This window comes from Mesorhizobium montanum (genome assembly GCF_033977145.1).
Lineage (GTDB): Bacteria > Pseudomonadota > Alphaproteobacteria > Rhizobiales > Rhizobiaceae > Mesorhizobium > Mesorhizobium montanum.
Map to the genome: position 1 here is coordinate 71453 of NZ_JAVIJF010000008.1, position 14876 is coordinate 86328.

Annotated in this window: 13 protein-coding genes and 1 pseudogene; 9 read left to right on the forward strand and 5 right to left on the reverse strand. The window is 63.0% G+C overall.

The window, feature by feature from the left end; all coding sequences use genetic code 11:
- Window positions 1-159: 159 nt before the first annotated feature.
- The 7 genes from RFM68_RS12730 (at window position 160) to RFM68_RS12760 (ending at window position 7702) form a co-directional block, all read left to right on the forward strand.
- Entirely contained in the window at window positions 160-462 is a 303-nt protein-coding gene (locus RFM68_RS12730; protein WP_320233325.1) for a helix-turn-helix domain-containing protein, read from the forward strand.
- Window positions 459-2477, forward strand: a complete 2019-nt coding sequence (hyfB, locus tag RFM68_RS12735; protein ID WP_320233326.1) for a hydrogenase 4 subunit B — start codon at window positions 459-461, stop codon at window positions 2475-2477. The genes RFM68_RS12730 and hyfB overlap by 4 nt, the downstream gene beginning before the upstream one ends.
- Window positions 2468-3424 (forward strand): respiratory chain complex I subunit 1 family protein, encoded by a 957-nt coding sequence (locus tag RFM68_RS12740; protein ID WP_320233327.1) that lies wholly within the window; start codon window positions 2468-2470, stop codon window positions 3422-3424. The genes hyfB and RFM68_RS12740 overlap by 10 nt, the downstream gene beginning before the upstream one ends.
- Window positions 3424-4086, forward strand: coding sequence for a hydrogenase-4 component E (locus RFM68_RS12745; protein ID WP_027166917.1), 663 nt, complete (start codon window positions 3424-3426; stop codon window positions 4084-4086). Before RFM68_RS12740 ends, RFM68_RS12745 begins: the two co-directional genes overlap by 1 nt.
- The gene (locus RFM68_RS12750) at window positions 4083-5528 is read left to right on the forward strand and encodes a hydrogenase 4 subunit F (protein WP_320233328.1); all 1446 of its coding nucleotides are present in this window, start codon (window positions 4083-4085) and stop codon (window positions 5526-5528) included. Before RFM68_RS12745 ends, RFM68_RS12750 begins: the two co-directional genes overlap by 4 nt.
- A 5-nt stretch (window positions 5529-5533) precedes the next feature.
- Window positions 5534-7072: a hydrogenase large subunit gene (locus tag RFM68_RS12755; RefSeq protein ID WP_320233329.1), complete on the forward strand. Its 1539-nt coding sequence runs from the start codon at window positions 5534-5536 to the stop codon at window positions 7070-7072.
- 90 nt (window positions 7073-7162) lie between these two features.
- Complete coding sequence (locus RFM68_RS12760) at window positions 7163-7702, forward strand: NADH-quinone oxidoreductase subunit B family protein (RefSeq protein ID WP_320233330.1); 540 nt, start codon at window positions 7163-7165, stop codon at window positions 7700-7702.
- A 170-nt stretch (window positions 7703-7872) separates the two neighbouring features.
- Here the strand turns inward: RFM68_RS12760 and RFM68_RS12765 are convergent.
- Together RFM68_RS12765 and RFM68_RS12770 are read right to left on the reverse strand one after the other, a co-directional pair.
- Window positions 7873-8399, reverse strand: a pseudogene (locus RFM68_RS12765) (dihydrofolate reductase family protein).
- A 315-nt stretch (window positions 8400-8714) separates the two neighbouring features.
- On the reverse strand, window positions 8715-9626 hold the full coding sequence (locus RFM68_RS12770; RefSeq protein ID WP_430694851.1) for an AraC family transcriptional regulator: 912 nt from the start codon (window positions 9624-9626) through the stop codon (window positions 8715-8717).
- A 161-nt stretch (window positions 9627-9787) separates the two neighbouring features.
- Here RFM68_RS12770 and RFM68_RS12775 point away from each other — a divergent pair, with 161 nt between their 5' ends.
- Together RFM68_RS12775 and RFM68_RS12780 are read left to right on the forward strand one after the other, a co-directional pair.
- The gene (locus tag RFM68_RS12775; protein WP_320233331.1) at window positions 9788-10747 is read left to right on the forward strand and encodes an aldo/keto reductase; all 960 of its coding nucleotides are present in this window, start codon (window positions 9788-9790) and stop codon (window positions 10745-10747) included.
- A 346-nt stretch (window positions 10748-11093) separates the two neighbouring features.
- Window positions 11094-12539: a tyrosine-type recombinase/integrase gene (locus RFM68_RS12780; RefSeq protein WP_320233332.1), complete on the forward strand. Its 1446-nt coding sequence runs from the start codon at window positions 11094-11096 to the stop codon at window positions 12537-12539.
- A gap of 271 nt (window positions 12540-12810) precedes the next feature.
- Here the strand turns inward: RFM68_RS12780 and RFM68_RS12785 are convergent, their stop codons facing one another.
- From RFM68_RS12785 to RFM68_RS12795, 3 genes are all read right to left on the reverse strand, one after another.
- Window positions 12811-13248: a Ros/MucR family transcriptional regulator gene (locus tag RFM68_RS12785; RefSeq protein ID WP_430694855.1), complete on the reverse strand. Its 438-nt coding sequence runs from the start codon at window positions 13246-13248 to the stop codon at window positions 12811-12813.
- A 240-nt stretch (window positions 13249-13488) separates the two neighbouring features.
- Window positions 13489-14028: a hypothetical protein gene (locus tag RFM68_RS12790; RefSeq protein ID WP_320233334.1), complete on the reverse strand. Its 540-nt coding sequence runs from the start codon at window positions 14026-14028 to the stop codon at window positions 13489-13491.
- Window positions 14021-14419, reverse strand: coding sequence for a hypothetical protein (locus RFM68_RS12795; protein WP_320233335.1), 399 nt, complete (start codon window positions 14417-14419; stop codon window positions 14021-14023). Before RFM68_RS12795 ends, RFM68_RS12790 begins: the two co-directional genes overlap by 8 nt.
- Between the last annotated feature and the right edge of the window lie 457 nt (window positions 14420-14876).

Genomic DNA, 14876 nt, shown 5'->3' on the forward strand with positions numbered 1-14876 from the left:
CTGACAGCATCACGATATCTTGCGGTGCGTCCCCTGTCCCTCGCGGCGGGTTACCCATCAACGTAGATGTATGAAACGTCAATCATTGACGATAAAACGTTTTTAAGTATGCTACAGCACCGAGACCTCATATTTCAGAAGTGAACAAGAGGGTCGTCGGTGATAACCGCCCCGCAATTGCGCGCCGCCAGATCGCTGCTCGGCATCGATCAGCGCCGGCTTGCCGAATTGTCCGGCCTGTCGGTGCCGACGATCCAGCGCATGGAAGCCAGCGGGTCGATCATCCGGGGCAATGTCGATTCGCTGATGAAGCTGATCGCGGCGCTTGAGGTGGCCGGCATCGAACTGATCGGGGAAGGCACAGTCAGCCAGGGCGGCGGGCGCGGCGTGCGGCTTAAGGCCGGTTTCGATCCTGCCAAGGCGTCCGAAGGCAAGGCTGAACCCGGCGGGAGCCTGTCGTGAGTACGACCGTCGCCCTTCTGCTGTGCGGCCCCGCCGCGTTTCTGGGAACAGCTGTCCTTGCTGCAGTCGTGAGCCGGCTCGCCTACGCGACGCCCCTGATCTATGGCATGACGCTTGTGATTTCAGCCGCCCTGCTCGCCGCCGTTGCCGGCCATGTCGCCGGCAATCCCGGCGCGGTGTCCGCCATCACCTTGCCGCTCGGCCTGCCCTGGACCGGCGCCCGGTTCCGTCTCGACGGCCTGTCGGCGTTCTTTCTGGTCGTCGTCAACCTGGGTGGCGCTATTGCCAGCCTCTACGGCCTCGGCTACGGCCGGCACGAATCCGCGCCGCATCGCGTGCTGCCGTTCTATCCGGCGTTCCTCGCCGGCATGAACCTCGTCGTGCTGGCCAACGATGCCTTCAGCTTCCTGCTGTCCTGGGAATTCATGTCGCTCACCTCCTGGGCGCTGGTCATGGCGCATCACCGCGACGAGGCCAACCGGCGGGCCGGCACTATCTACCTGGTGATGGCAAGCTTCGGCACGCTGGCGCTGCTGCTTGCCTTCGGCCTGCTGGCGGGCCCGGCGGGAACCTATGCGTTCGACGCGATACGGACGGCGCATCCCGGCCGGTTCGCCGCCGGTGCGGTGCTCGTCCTCATGTTGGTTGGCGCCGGCTCCAAGGCCGGCCTCGTGCCGCTGCATGCCTGGCTGCCGCTTGCCCATCCGGCAGCACCCAGCCACGTCTCGGCGTTGATGAGCGGCGTCATGACGAAGGTCGCCATCTACGGCTTCATCCGCGTGGTGTTCGACCTGCTTGGCCAGCCGGCATGGTGGTCCGGCATTGCCGTGCTTCTCATCGGCGGCGTCACGGCTGTCCTGGGCATCCTGCACGCGCTGATGGAAAAAGACCTCAAGCGGCTGCTTGCCTATTCGACCATCGAGAACATCGGCGTCATCTTTGCGAGCCTCGGCCTCGCGCTGGCCTTCCACGCGAACGCCATGCCGTCGGCAGCGGCGCTGGCCTTCACAGCGGCGCTCTTCCACGTGCTGAACCATTCGTTCTTCAAGAGCCTGCTGTTCTTCGGCGCCGGCGCGGTGCTCTCGGCAACCGGCGAACGCGACATGGAAAAACTGGGCGGCCTGATCCATCGCCTGCCGGTGACCAGCTTCGTCTTCCTCGTCGGCTGCGTCTCGATCTCGGCGCTGCCGCCCTTCAACGGCTTCGCCTCCGAATGGCTGGTCTTCCAGGCCATATTGCGGAGCCCCGAGCTGCCGCAATGGGGGCTGAAGGTCATCGTGCCCGCGGTCGGCGGCATGCTGGCACTGTCGGCGGCGCTGGCCGCGGCCTGCTTCGTCAAGGCATTCGGCATCACCTTCCTTGGCCGGGCGCGGTCGGCGGCGGTGGAACGCGCGCAAGAGGTCGACCGCTGGTCGCTGTCGGCGATGGCCATGCTCGCCGCCTTCTGCCTGCTCGCCGGCATTCTGCCCGGCTTCGTCATCGACGGCCTGTCGCCGGTGACGCTTTCGCTCATCGGCGACAGCATGCCGGTGCAAATGGCTCAGCCCTGGCTGTCGATCGTGCCGATCGCCGAGAGCCGCAGCTCCTATAACGGCCTGCTGGTGTTCGTCTTCATCACCATCTCGGCGTCGCTCGCGGCCTTCGTCATCCACCGCTTCGCCTCGCACGCGCTGCGCCGGGGCCCGGCATGGGGATGCGGCTTCGCGGACGCGGTGCCCGCCGCGCAATACACCGCCGTAAGCTTCGCGCAGCCCATTCGCCGCGTCTTCGGCGGCTTCGCGTTCCGCGCCCGCGAGACGGTGGAAATGCCGGTGCCGGGCGCCCTCGAACCGGCGCGCCTCAAGGTGGATATGCACGATGTGGCCTGGGAGATTTTCTACCAGCCGATCGCCGGGGCGATCGATTTCGCCACCGAGCGGCTGAACCACCTGCAGTTCCTGACCATCCGCCGCTACCTGACGCTGGTCTTCCTCTACCTCGTCATCCTGCTTCTGGTGCTTGCGTTATGGCCGTGATCTTCGATCTGGCCGTGCAGGGCGCGCAGATGCTGGTCGTGCTTCTGCTGGCGCCGCTTTTGATCGGCTTCGTGCGCAAGGTGAAGGCAAGGCTCGTGCGGCGGCAGGGACCCCCGGTGATCCAGCCCTATCGCGACCTCGCCAGGCTGATGCGCAAGGAGGTCGTGCTGGCGGACAATGCGTCCTGGCTGTTCCGGGTGACGCCCTATCTGATCTTCGCCGCCACCTGGGTCGCGGCGGCGCTCGTTCCGACATTCGCCACCGGCCTCGAGTTCAGCTGGGCCGCCGATCTCATCGTCATCGTGGCGCTGCTCGGCAGCGCGCGCTTCTTCCAGGCGCTGGCCGGAATGGATGTCGGCACCAGTTTCGGCGGCATCGGCGCCAGCCGCGAAGTGATGATCGCCTCGCTGGCCGAACCCGCGATGCTGCTCATCGTCTTCAGCCTGGCGCTCGTCGCCGGCGCCACGCAGCTTTCGACGGTCGCCGCCTTCATGGGATCGCCGCAGGTCGGACTGCGGGTGTCGCTCGGCATGTCGCTGATCGCCCTGGTGATGGTGGCGATCGCCGAGAATGCGCGCATTCCGGTCGACAATCCGGCCACGCATCTGGAACTCACCATGGTGCATGAGGCGATGATCCTGGAATATTCCGGCCGTCATCTGGCGATGATCGAACTTGCCACCTTCCTCAAGCTGCTGCTCTACATGTCGTTGATCTCCTGCGTCTTCCTGCCCTGGGGGCTGGAGAGCGCGGGCGCGGGGCCGAAATCGCTGACCATCGGCGCCGCCGCCTATCTCGGCAAGCTCGCGCTGCTTGCCATCCTGCTTGCCGTTTTCGAGACGGCGGTCGCCAAGATGCGCGTCTTCCGCGTACCGGACTTCCTCGGCGCCGCGCTGATGCTGGCGCTGCTCGGCACGCTCCTGCTGTTCGTCTCGCGGAGCCTGTGATGAGCGGTCTCACCTTCGACATCGCCCATCTGCTCGCCGGCAGCCTGGTGCTGATCTCCTTCATGATGCTCTACCAGGACCGCCTGTTCGCGCTGATCAACGTCTTTGCGCTGCATGCGGTCGTGCTTGCGCTGTCGGTCGCCTGGCAGGCCTATATCCAGGATGCGCATCATCTCTACATCACCGCCGGCATCGCGCTGGTCTTCAAGGCGATCGTCATCCCCGTCGGGCTGCATCGCATCATCCAGCGGCTCGGCATCCACCGCGACATCGAGACCGCCGTCGGCATCGGCCCGACCATGCTCGCAGGTATCGGGCTGGTGACGCTCTCCATGGTGCTGATGCTTCGCGTGACGCCCGAGGCCGACCCGCTGGCCCGCGAGGATCTCGCCTTCGCGCTGTCGATCATATTGCTGGGGCTGCTGGTGATGGTCACAAGGCGCAACGCCGTCAGCCAGGTCGTCGGCTTCATGTCGCTGGAGAACGGCCTGGTGCTGGCCGCCACCGGCGCCAAGGGCATGCCGCTGGTCGTCGAGATCAGCGTCGCCTTCTCGATCCTGATCGCCTTCATCGTCATCGGCGTCTTCCTGTTCCGCATCCGCGAGCGGTTCGATTCGGTCGATGTCGGCGCGCTCGACGACTATCGTGGAGAGCGCCGGTGATCTCCTTCGATGCCGTGGCCGCCATCCTTTTCATTCCTGCGGCCGCCGCGGCCATTCTGGCGGTATTGCCCAACTACCGCATGACGGCGGCCGTCAACGTCGCGGCCAGCCTGCTCACCTTGCTCGCGGCGCTGTCGCTGTTCGTCACCGAGCGGCCGGCGCCGGGGCAATATCTCCTGGTCGACGACCTCAACATCGTCTTCATCGTGCTCAACACTTTCGTCGGCTTCACCACCAGCGTGTTCAGCGCGTCCTATATCGCGCATGAGCTGGAAACCGGCCGGCTGACCGCGCCCAACCTGCGGTTCTATCACGCCATGTACCAGATCATGATGTTCGGCATGAACCTCGCCTTCGTGTCGAACAATATCGGCCTGATGTGGGTCGCGGTGGAGCTCGCCACGCTGACCACCGTGCTGATGGTCGGCATCTACCGCACGCATGAGGCGCTGGAGGCGGCGTGGAAATACTTCATCCTCGGCAGCGTCGGCATCGCGCTCGCTTTGTTCGGCACCATCCTCGTCTACATGGCCGCGCAGCCGGTTGTCGGCGAGGGCACAAACGCCATGGTGTGGTCGGTGCTGATCGAAAAGGCGGCGCATTTCGATCCGGCCCTGCTCAGCGTCGCCTTCATCTTCCTGCTGCTCGGCTACGGCACCAAGGTCGGCCTTGCCCCCTTGCATGCCTGGCTGCCCGACGCGCACGCCGAGGGCCCGACGCCGATCTCGGCGGTGCTGTCGGGCCTGCTGCTCAACGTCGCGCTCTACGCCGTGCTGCGCTTCAAGCTTCTGCTGGCGGCAAACCCGCAGGCGATCGGGCCCGGACCGCTGATGGCCACGATGGGGCTGACCTCGCTCGTCTTCGCGGCCTTCATGCTCTACCGCCGCCGCGACATCAAACGCCTGTTCGCCTATTCCTCGATCGAACATATGGGCATCATCGTCTTTGCCTTCGGCATGGGCGGCCCGCTCGCCAACTTCGCCGGCCTGCTGCACATGGTCATGCACAGCCTGACCAAGTCGGCGATCTTCTTTGCCGTCGGCCATATCGCGCAGGTCAAGGGCACGCAGAATATCTCCGAGATCAGGGGGCTGACCGAAAGCCATCCCGGACTGGGCTGGGCGCTGGTGATCGGTGTCGTCGCCATCGCCGGCCTGCCGCCGCTCGGCATCTTCATGAGTGAATTCCTGGTCGTCAGCTCGACCTTCGCCAGATATTGGTGGCTGGCGATCCCGCTGGTGTTCGGGCTGCTCATTGCCTTCGGCGCGCTGTTGCTGCGGCTGACCGGCCTCGCCTTCGGCGAGCCGCGCGGCGGCATGGCACCGGTCGAAGCGTCCTACGTGCCGATGTATTCGCACCTCGCTTTGGTGTTTGCCGCCGGTATCTATCTGCCGGCGCCGCTGGTCGCGTGGTTCCAGCACGTTGCCGGTATCTTGGGGTGAGGCGGATGATCAGGAGAAGAACGCCCGCGCTCGCCGATCTCATCAATGCCGATCGCCGGATCGAGCATCACGCGCCCTGGCGGCGCGCCGTGGTCGCCCCGAAGGTCTGGAACCTTGCCGTCGAGCAGCTCGCCGGCGGCCGCTGGAGCCTGCTCGGCCTGTGGGGCGAGCCGGACAAGGTGCACATGGCGCTTCTCGACGAAGCGCTGAACGTCGGGGTGATCAGCCTGGACTGCCGCAGCGGCCGCTACCCGTCGGTGAGCCATCGCCACCCGCCCGCCTTGCGGCTGGAACGCGCTGCGGCGGATCTTTTCGGGCTGGCTCCGCAGGGCCTTCCCGACACCCGCCGCTGGCTCGACCATGGCCAATGGGGCATCTCGCATCCGCTGGCGGCGCAACCGGGCGGGCCGGCGGCCGCCTCTCCCTACCGGTTCCTGGCGGCCGAGGGCGAAGGCCTCCACCAGATCGCGGTTGGGCCGGTGCATGCCGGGATCATCGAGCCGGGGCATTTCCGCTTCACGGCCGGCGGCGAAACGGTGGTGCGGCTGGAAGAGCGGCTGGGCTATGTGCACAAAGGCATTGAGGGCCTCATGGCCGGCGCGACCATCGATCGCGCGGCGCGGCTGGCGGGCCGGACCTGCGGCGACAGCACGGTTGCCTATTCGCTGGCCTTTGCCCGCGCGGTGGAGGCGGCGCTCGGGATCACGCCACCACCGCGCGCGATATGGCTGCGGGCGCTGATGGCTGAGCTGGAGCGCCTTGCCAGTCATCTCGGCGATATCGGCGCCATCTGCAACGACGCCGCCTTCGCGATCATGCACGCCCATTGCGGCGTGCTGCGCGAACGCGTGCTGCGCGCCGCCGACGCGGCCTTCGGCCATCGCCTTATGCGCGACCGCATCCTGCCCGGCGGCACGGCAAGCGATCTGAACGAGGCTGGCATCAGCGCCATCCGATCGCTGGTCGTCGAGATCGGGCAGCGCTTCCCGCATCTGGTGGAACTCTACGACAACACGGCCTCGCTGCAGGACCGCACCGTGGCGACCGGCCGGCTCAAGGTCGAGCTTGCCCGGCAATATGCCGCCGGCGGCTATGTCGGGCGGGCGTCGGGCCGCGATTTCGATGCGCGGCGCAGCCCAGGCTACGCGCCTTACGACCAGCTCGCCTTCGATGTGCCGGTGCTGCAGGAGGGCGACGTCAACGCGCGCGTCTGGATCCGCGTGCGCGAGGTCGAGCAGAGCCTGTCGCTGGTCGAGCAGATATTGGCGCGCCTGCCCGCCGGGCCGATCGGCATCGACTTCGCCACAGCGGGCAATATTGCGGATGGACCGCGCGAGGGGATGGCGCTGGTCGAGGGTTTTCGCGGCGACATACTGGTCTGGCTGCGCATAGGCGAAGACGGCGCCATCGAGCGCTGCCATCTGCGCGACCCCTCATGGTTCCAGTGGCCGCTGCTGGAAGCGGCGATCGAGGGCAACATCGTCGCCGACTTCCCGCTCTGCAACAAATCGTTCAACTGCTCTTACTCCGGCCATGACCTCTAGGACCATGATCCCGAACCGAAGGTCCGCGTCAGCGAAAAGTGAAAGCCGGTTTTTCGGAGAAGATCATGGTCAAACAACAGGCATGCCGTCATGCGTAAGCTCCTCTTCGAAAGCCTGATCCGCCCGCCTTTGACCGAGCGCCCGCCGCAAGTCAGCAATGCTGCGGTCGACGAACTGGCGCGCGCACTCGACGGCGTTGCCCACAGGCGGCTGGGCAGAAGCCTGTCGATCCGCGCCGTCGATGCCGGCTCCTGCAATGGCTGCGAGCTCGAAATGCACGCTCTCAACAACGCCTTTTACGACATCGAGCGCTTCGGCTTCCGTTTCGTCGCCTCGCCGCGCCATGCCGACGTGCTTTTGGTCACCGGACCGGTCACCAAGAACATGCGCGAGGCGCTGAAACGGACCTGGGATGCGACGCCCAACCCGAAATGGGTGGTCGCGCTCGGCGACTGCGCCAAGGACGGCGGCTGCTTCGCCGGCAGCTACGCGGTTGTCGGCGGCGTGTCGGACGTGGTGCCCGTCGACCTGCACATTGCAGGCTGCCCGCCGGCGCCGATCGAGATCCTCAAGGGGCTGATCGCGCTGCTCGACGGCGCGAACGGGAAGGCCGGCGCTTCCAGGGGCTGAGCGGCCAGGGCCGCGACGTTGCCGCGGCTCTGGAGCCGGCTGCTCGGCAAGGATGCAATGGCGGCGTAGAGCACCGCTTGCCGCGACCGCACAAGGCACGCCGTTCTCGTCGCCGTGGGCCCAGCCCAAGGACCAGACTTCAGGCGATTTCCAGCCGGCGAATCGCAAGTTCAGGCAGGAGCGTAGGTCAGCCTGATCACATCCTCGTCGATCCGATCGTTGGTCAAAAGGCGGAGCGGCGGCCGGGGTCCGGCGAAATAGGGCTTGCCGTGACCCAGCACGACCGGAGGTAGATCCGATACTCATCGATCAATCCAAGCTCGGTGAGGCTTCGCGCAAGGTCAGGGCCGGCAACGGCGATCTCGCCGTCGCGCTCGGCCTTTAACTCACGCATCGCGCCCTCGATATCATCCCCGGCAAGCGTGGCGTTGGGGCCGACCGACGTCAACGAGCGCGAGACGACCCATTTCGGCTGGTTCCGCCACGCCGCAGCGAAGGCCTGTTGCCCGGCATCCCATTCAGGATGATCGTCGTCCCAGTAACGCATGGTCTCATACATGCGGCGGCCGTAAACACTACCCGCCTTCCGCCGCACATCCTCGATGAAGTGTCGGAAGAGCGTGGGGCTCGGCCCAAATGCCATATGATCGACATAGCCGTCCAGCGACTGGTTCATTCCGAACACGAGCTTGGCCATACCCGTTCCTTCGAATGGTACAATGCGTACCCGATTGCGTTATGCAATCGGTTGTAAGTTAGATCGACTGGTTTTATTTCGCAATTGGTTTTTTGGCGTGTTTCCGTTCGATCGTTGCCGAACCGCAAGATCGGTCGAGAACATCGTGGCCTCGGGCGGCTAACTGATGCGGCCACAGAGCAGGGAACGATGAAAGCGGCGCTTCAGAACTACCATGCCCGGATGCAGCGGGCGCTGGACTACATCGACCGGCATCCTGACGGGAATCTGGATATATTTGGACCAAACGTCAATGCGCCGACGTCGTAGCTGAACTCAAGCTACCACCGCCAAGCCCGGCGAAGCGCGCAAGCGGGCTATGTCGCGGGCCGGCGGTTCTCCAAAGTGGCGGCGATATTCGCGAGTGAACTGAGACGGGCTTTCGTAACCCACGTGGAAGGCGGCAGTCGTGGCGTCGATGTCCTGGACCAGCATCAGGCTGCGCGCATCCTGCAACCTGAGCTGCTTTTGGAATTGCAGCGGCGTCATCGCCGTCACGGCGCGAAAATGCTCGTGCAGGCTCGACGGACTCATGCCCACGTCCGCGGCAAGCCGCTCGATGCTGAACCGCTCCCGGAAGTTCTTGCCGATCCACGCGATGGCGCGGCCGACCTGGGCCACCCGACCCTGGCTGGAGGTGATGTGACGCATCCTGGCGCCGTCCGGACCGGCGAGCAGGCGGTAGAGAATTTCCTGCTCGGCAAGCGGCCCGAGCACGGGCAGCGCTGCCGGATCGTCGAGCAGGCGCAGCAGGCGCAGCGCCGCGTCGAGCAGACCGGCGCCGGCGTCGGACACCGTCTTGCCTATGGGCGGGGATGGCGCTCCCGGCGGCGACGGCACGCGCAACGCCAAGTCCCCCAGCATGACCGGATCGAAATCGAGGTACAGACAGAGATAGGGCTTGTCAGGCGTCGCCTCGACCACATGGCCTGTAACCGGCAGGTCGTAGGTCACGACCCCATAGCGCCCCGGTGCGTATCTGAACACGCGGTCGCCCAGCGTGACCTCCTTTTGCCCCTGCGCGACGAGGCACAGTTGCGGCCGGTAAACATTCGGCATCGGCATCGTCACCGTGGAGGATCGAACAAGCGTCACGCGTTCGATGGGGGTGGCGTGGAAGCCATCCTTCGAGACGTGCCGGGCAATCACGGCCGCGATTTCGGTCAGTATTTCCATGAAACGGACCATCGCACGCGCCCGGAAGGGCGGCAATGCGAAACGCGACTTCTGGAGGATTGGGCAATAGTCCCGGTGCATCGGGCTAACGGTTCGGCGTCGCCGCGCATCATAGTGTCAGCAGCGCCTGGGTCACAGCAAACCTGGCCGCAAAACAAGTATGGAGCGCGAACATGACAATCGATAATCTGAATATCCCCACGGTCGCACTGGGGACCTGGGCCTGGGGCGACAGCGGCGAGGCTGGCGACGGCTACTTCGGCAGCCGCCTGACCCGGGCTGACCTGGAAGGGGTCGCGGACAAGGCGCATGCGGCCGGCTTCACCCTGTGGGATACCGCCGCGGTATATGGCATGGGCCGTTCCGAGGCCGTACTCGGGGATGTACTGAAGGGCTACGCCCGCAGCGACTACCAGCTCTCCACGAAGTTCACCCCACAGGCCGCGGGAACTGGCGACGACCCGATGGCGGACATGGTGGAGCAGAGCCTGGCACGCCTCGGCACCGACTACATCGACCTCTACTGGATTCACAACCCAGCAGATGTAGCACGCTGGACCCCGCACCTGATCCCGTTGCTGAAGAGCGGGAAGGTCAAACATGTGGGCGTCTCGAATCACAACCTGAGCGAAATCGAGCTCGCCAACCAGATCCTCGGGGAAGCCGGGTTCCGGGTCGAAGCCATCCAGAACCACTATAGCCTCCTCTACCGCAGCTCTGAGGATGCTGGCATCCTGGACTACTGCCGCAACCAAGGCATCCCGTTCTTCGCCTATATGGTGCTCGAACAGGGCGCCTTGACCGGCAAGTACAATCCGGAGAACCCGCTGCCGGAAGGCAGCAGCCGGGCAAAAACTTACAATGCCATGCTGCCTCAGCTGAAGGCGCTGACCGACAAGCTCGCCTCGATCGGCCAGACACAGGATGCCGCAGTGCCCGATGTCGCGACGGCTTGGGCCATCGCCAAGGGCGCGACGCCGATCGTCGGCGTCACCAAGCCCCATTATATCGACGGTCTAGTCCGGGCCGGCAGCATCACGCTCACCGGCGACGAGATCGCGGACCTGGAAGCTCTTGCTGGCGCCGCTAATGTGAACACCCGCGGCTGGTGGGAAAAAGAGATGCAGATTTAAAGCTCCGCCGTCCTAAGACCTCGGACCGCGTTCCGAACAATACGGCAGGCGATCATCTCGTTCCGCGGGGCCATTTGAAACGGTGAGGTCCGGCTAACGTCTGAAAAAATGGCGCGCCCGAAGAGATTCGAACTCCTGACCCCCAGATTCGTAGTTTACTTTTGTGGTTCGCCTAAAATATCCAATTGTTCTCCATAGTTGTAAATGCATCTTTAATTTCAGTTATTTGCGCGGAACCGCGAAGTTTGGCGTGGACACGGCGCATCATCCCATGCGAGTCTAAAACCGGCTGAAAAACCGGCTGAATATTCTGTCCGGTATCCACTAGACTTGCAGGAACCGCGCCATGGCCGACATCCGTATCCTCATCAACGACAGGGCGGTCAGCGACCTTAAGGCGCCTAGTTCGGGACAGTATCGCGCCCGTGACACCCAGCTTAAAGGGTTCCACGTCATCGTCGGCAGGCGAAGCAAGACATTCGCCGTTCAAGGAGACCTGCGGAAGGATGGCAAGCGCGTTGCATCGATCTCAGTACGGATCGGCGACGCGGAGACGATGTCTACGCGCGAGGCTCGCGCAACAGCAAAGACATACCTCGCGCAGATTTCCAAGGGGGAACACCCGGATCCGAAACCTGACGTGCCGACCGAGCAACCAGGCAGTGCGAGTGTGTCTCGGGACAATCCGACGGTACAGTTGGATCAACAGACGGATGCAGCACCCAAAGGTGTCACCTTGAGCCGAGCATGGGAGCGTTATCGCGATGCACACCTGATCCGGAAGGGCCGAAGCGACGGTACGATCGAGGGCTATCGCGACCACGTTGAACGACTCTTCAAGGATTGGCGAGATACGCCCCTACAAGACCTCGCCGAGGACCCGGCCAAAGTCATCACCAGGCATGACGAGATCACCAAGGAGCACGGCCCTTACATCGCCAATGGCAGCATGCGGACCCTGCGCGCGGTCTACAATCACGCGCGCAAGGCCCATCGCTACCTTCCACCCGATAACCCTGCAAGCGTCGTAGATTGGAATTCGGAAAAACGGCGTAACACAGCGATGGGGCTCGACGATCTGCCCCATTGGTTCCACCAAGTCGCTGCACTGCAGAACCCGATCCGGCGCGAATTCCACCTGTTCTCACTGCTGTCAGGGTGCCGCCCAACGGCGCTGATGGAGGCGAAGCCCCAGCATCTCGATCTCCGCCGCCGCGTACTGCACATCCCGCGGCCCAAGGGGGGCGCGGATCGTGCCTTCGACATTCCACTGTCACGCCAGATGATCCTCTGCCTTGTGCGCGCGATCCGCTTTGCCTGTCATTTCTATCCCTCTGAAGCCAAGAACTGGCTCTTCACGGCGGACAGTGACAGCGGCCATCTGGCCGAACAGAAGGAAGATCGGGTCGTCCTCGCTAAGTGGGGCAATGACCTACGCCAGACGTTTAGAACGCTAGCGAACCCTGCGGGCATCTCCGAGTTCGACGCACGTCTGCTGATGAACCACGCCATTCCCGGCGTGAATGCCGGGTACATTTCGCGACACAAGCTGCTTGAAGATCACCTCCGTGCGCAGCAACAAGCCATCAGCAACACGATGTTCAGCGCCTTGGGCAATATGATCACTAAGGACGCAACAATTCGCTCTTGGCTTGGTCCATATGCGACGCATCAAGCAATCGACGCCGCCAAGCGGGAAGAAAGCAGCGCTCTGCACGATGCTGCCTTGGAAAGAGGGAATCTGCCTCAAAGGCGAGCGGCATTGACCGCGACGTTCAGCTTGAACTTTTGAGCGAGTGTTGGAGAGCCACAGGGACCTCGGCAGCTCATGGTTTAGATGACCCATCTAGGCATCGGTTGGTCGTCTATCAGGGGTTCGAGTCAGGAGACCGCTACATCGCGAGACCCACTATCGAAGAAGCACTCTTCTGCTATCGGCGCCGATCGGCAAGAGCGTAAACGTCGCCGAAGATCGTCGGAATTAGGGTCGCTTGACGCACGGTCCCGATTCGCTAGCTGCCCCTGACGGCGCGCCCGAGGTTTGACGCACCGACAGCCAGCATTCACTCAACCCTAGGCTTTCGTTTAGCAGGTGCCTTTCGTGTCGGGGTAGGTTGCGGTTTGCGTCCGAGCCCCGCCGCCTTGGCGAGCGTGGATCTTTGGGCCGCGTAGTTCGGCGCAACCATCGGGTAATCCGGCTTCAATCCCCACTTTTCGCGATATTCGTTCGGGGTGAGCTCGTAGTGAACCGCAAGATGACGTTTGAGCGATTTGAATTTCTTCCCGTCTTCCAGGCAGATGATGTAGTCCGGCGTTACCGATCTTTTCGGATTGACGGCGGGTTCCTGCTGAGACTGCTTGGGAACATTCGGCTGACCAAGGCCTGTAAGCGACGAATGGATCGATGCGATAAGGTCTGGCAACCCAGCGACGGGCAGGGGGTTTTGGCTGACATAGGCAGAGACAATGTCTGCCGTCAGCCCAACCAAATCGGCCGTCATAGTTTCGTTTTGATCACTCAAGTATTCGCTCCTGGCATGGGGTCAAATCCGCCTCGCCCATTTGTCGTATATCGCAATTTTGAGCGATGGCGAGAATAAATACCACTTCGGAAGCCTGTGAGATTGGGCTCCGGCGAGCGGCTAACTCCAGAGGGCATCTAATCCGCTTGGCAGACGTGGATTCGGACCGGGACTAACGGAGTCGCTAGCAACATCGAAGGTGTTTGTCGGAAGGTGCCATTAGCTGTGGCCACTAGGCTGATCAAGCCAGGGCGGATCAGGTCTCTTGAACACCTCTCGGCCGGTTCGCTCGATTGCTTCACCCACGGCGAGCTCCAGCGCGTAGATGGTCTTTTCAAGCGGCAGGGTCGAGCGCGTGGCCTTCTTGCCAGTTCCCGGATCCAGGTCGAGTTCATATTCATATCGAATGCCGACCAAGGCGTTGTTGAGCGCACATAGTCGGATGTATTTTTCAACATTGGCGGGGATCACAAGGCCGTAGCTGTTACAGGAGTCCAGCATGTCACCCCACCTATGCCCAAACCCTTGGATTTTCTCCAGTTCTTGACTGTTCAAACGCAGGAAGGTCCGGAGGAAATGCTCGATCGCCTGGTAGTAAAGAAAGCGCCGGGGATGGTTCGATGTTCGGGGCAGAACGAGGATGTTCTCAAGGGCGTCAGCGGTGGCCCGGTAGTTTTGAGCCATCAAATACATGCCGTACGGCGTGACGCCGACGCCATAGACGACCTTTGGCTTTTTCTCTGCCTTGTTTTCATCCATGACCTATTTCCTTGGGCCAGCCATCTGTGTCGATCGGCATAAGAAATTCGAAGTCGTTGAGGCCGTCTTCGCCATCAATTCGATAGACGGCATCCTTTCCGACCAAGACAATGAGCGGCAGGAGATCCTCATAGTGGATGACCCACCAATAGCCTGCGCGGACAGCGGATGGATCGACCGCGTAGTTTTCGTCGAGTAGTTCCTGCTCCGTCAGTTTTCCCTTCTGCGGCCAGGCGCTGGTATCGATATGCCGAAGCAGCTCGAATTCGCCGACATGGTAGGGCCAGTCATCGGTCATGCGTGACGCTGCCAAACCGTGCACGTCGATAATCTCCGGCTTGCGGTCCTCGTGTAAGTGGCTTGCCCACCAGTATCCATCGCTCGCCTGCATCGATCTCTCCATATGATCTATAGGGGCCGCAACACCTATCGGAGGGTGGCGAGCCAGTTGACGTGTGGGAGTGTCGTGGGGGCAGCCGTGCTGCTCGTTCTCTACGACGTAAGGGCTCCCCCATCGTCGGTTATCACGCGGCTTAGTCAAAGGCGCGCCTAGGGCCGCTTATCTCAAGGCACGTAGAAGGTATCTGAAGGGTTCAGGCAGTCAAGATGTGCGCGGTTCCTTCAGGGCTGCGGCGATGCGGTCAAATGCCCTGGTTCGAGCCTTTCAGAGGTACATGTGAATCTATCCTATTCTCTCGAAATTTTCACCGGCCCGCGATACGATCCGCGCCGCCCATGGACAACGAGATTACAGATTCCGTTGCGGACAAAGTTGATTGACGTACTCGCTTGGGGGCGAGCGGTCTTTTCCCATGGGCGACGGCCAACAGTAAGCTTCTCAACGAAAG

Coding starts and splice junctions, on each gene's coding strand:
- RFM68_RS12740 (WP_320233327.1), top strand. CDS start 2,468: ATGGCCGTGATCTTCGATCTGGCCGTGCAGGGCGCGCAGATGCTGGTC.
- RFM68_RS12745 (WP_027166917.1), top strand. CDS start 3,424: ATGAGCGGTCTCACCTTCGACATCGCCCATCTGCTCGCCGGCAGCCTG.
- RFM68_RS12755 (WP_320233329.1), top strand. CDS start 5,534: ATGATCAGGAGAAGAACGCCCGCGCTCGCCGATCTCATCAATGCCGAT.
- RFM68_RS12760 (WP_320233330.1), top strand. CDS start 7,163: ATGCGTAAGCTCCTCTTCGAAAGCCTGATCCGCCCGCCTTTGACCGAG.
- RFM68_RS12770 (WP_430694851.1), bottom strand. CDS start 9,626: ATGGTCCGTTTCATGGAAATACTGACCGAAATCGCGGCCGTGATTGCC.
- RFM68_RS12775 (WP_320233331.1), top strand. CDS start 9,788: ATGACAATCGATAATCTGAATATCCCCACGGTCGCACTGGGGACCTGG.
- RFM68_RS12780 (WP_320233332.1), top strand. CDS start 11,094: ATGGCCGACATCCGTATCCTCATCAACGACAGGGCGGTCAGCGACCTT.
- RFM68_RS12785 (WP_430694855.1), bottom strand. CDS start 13,248: ATGACGGCCGATTTGGTTGGGCTGACGGCAGACATTGTCTCTGCCTAT.
- RFM68_RS12790 (WP_320233334.1), bottom strand. CDS start 14,028: ATGGATGAAAACAAGGCAGAGAAAAAGCCAAAGGTCGTCTATGGCGTC.
- RFM68_RS12795 (WP_320233335.1), bottom strand. CDS start 14,419: ATGCAGGCGAGCGATGGATACTGGTGGGCAAGCCACTTACACGAGGAC.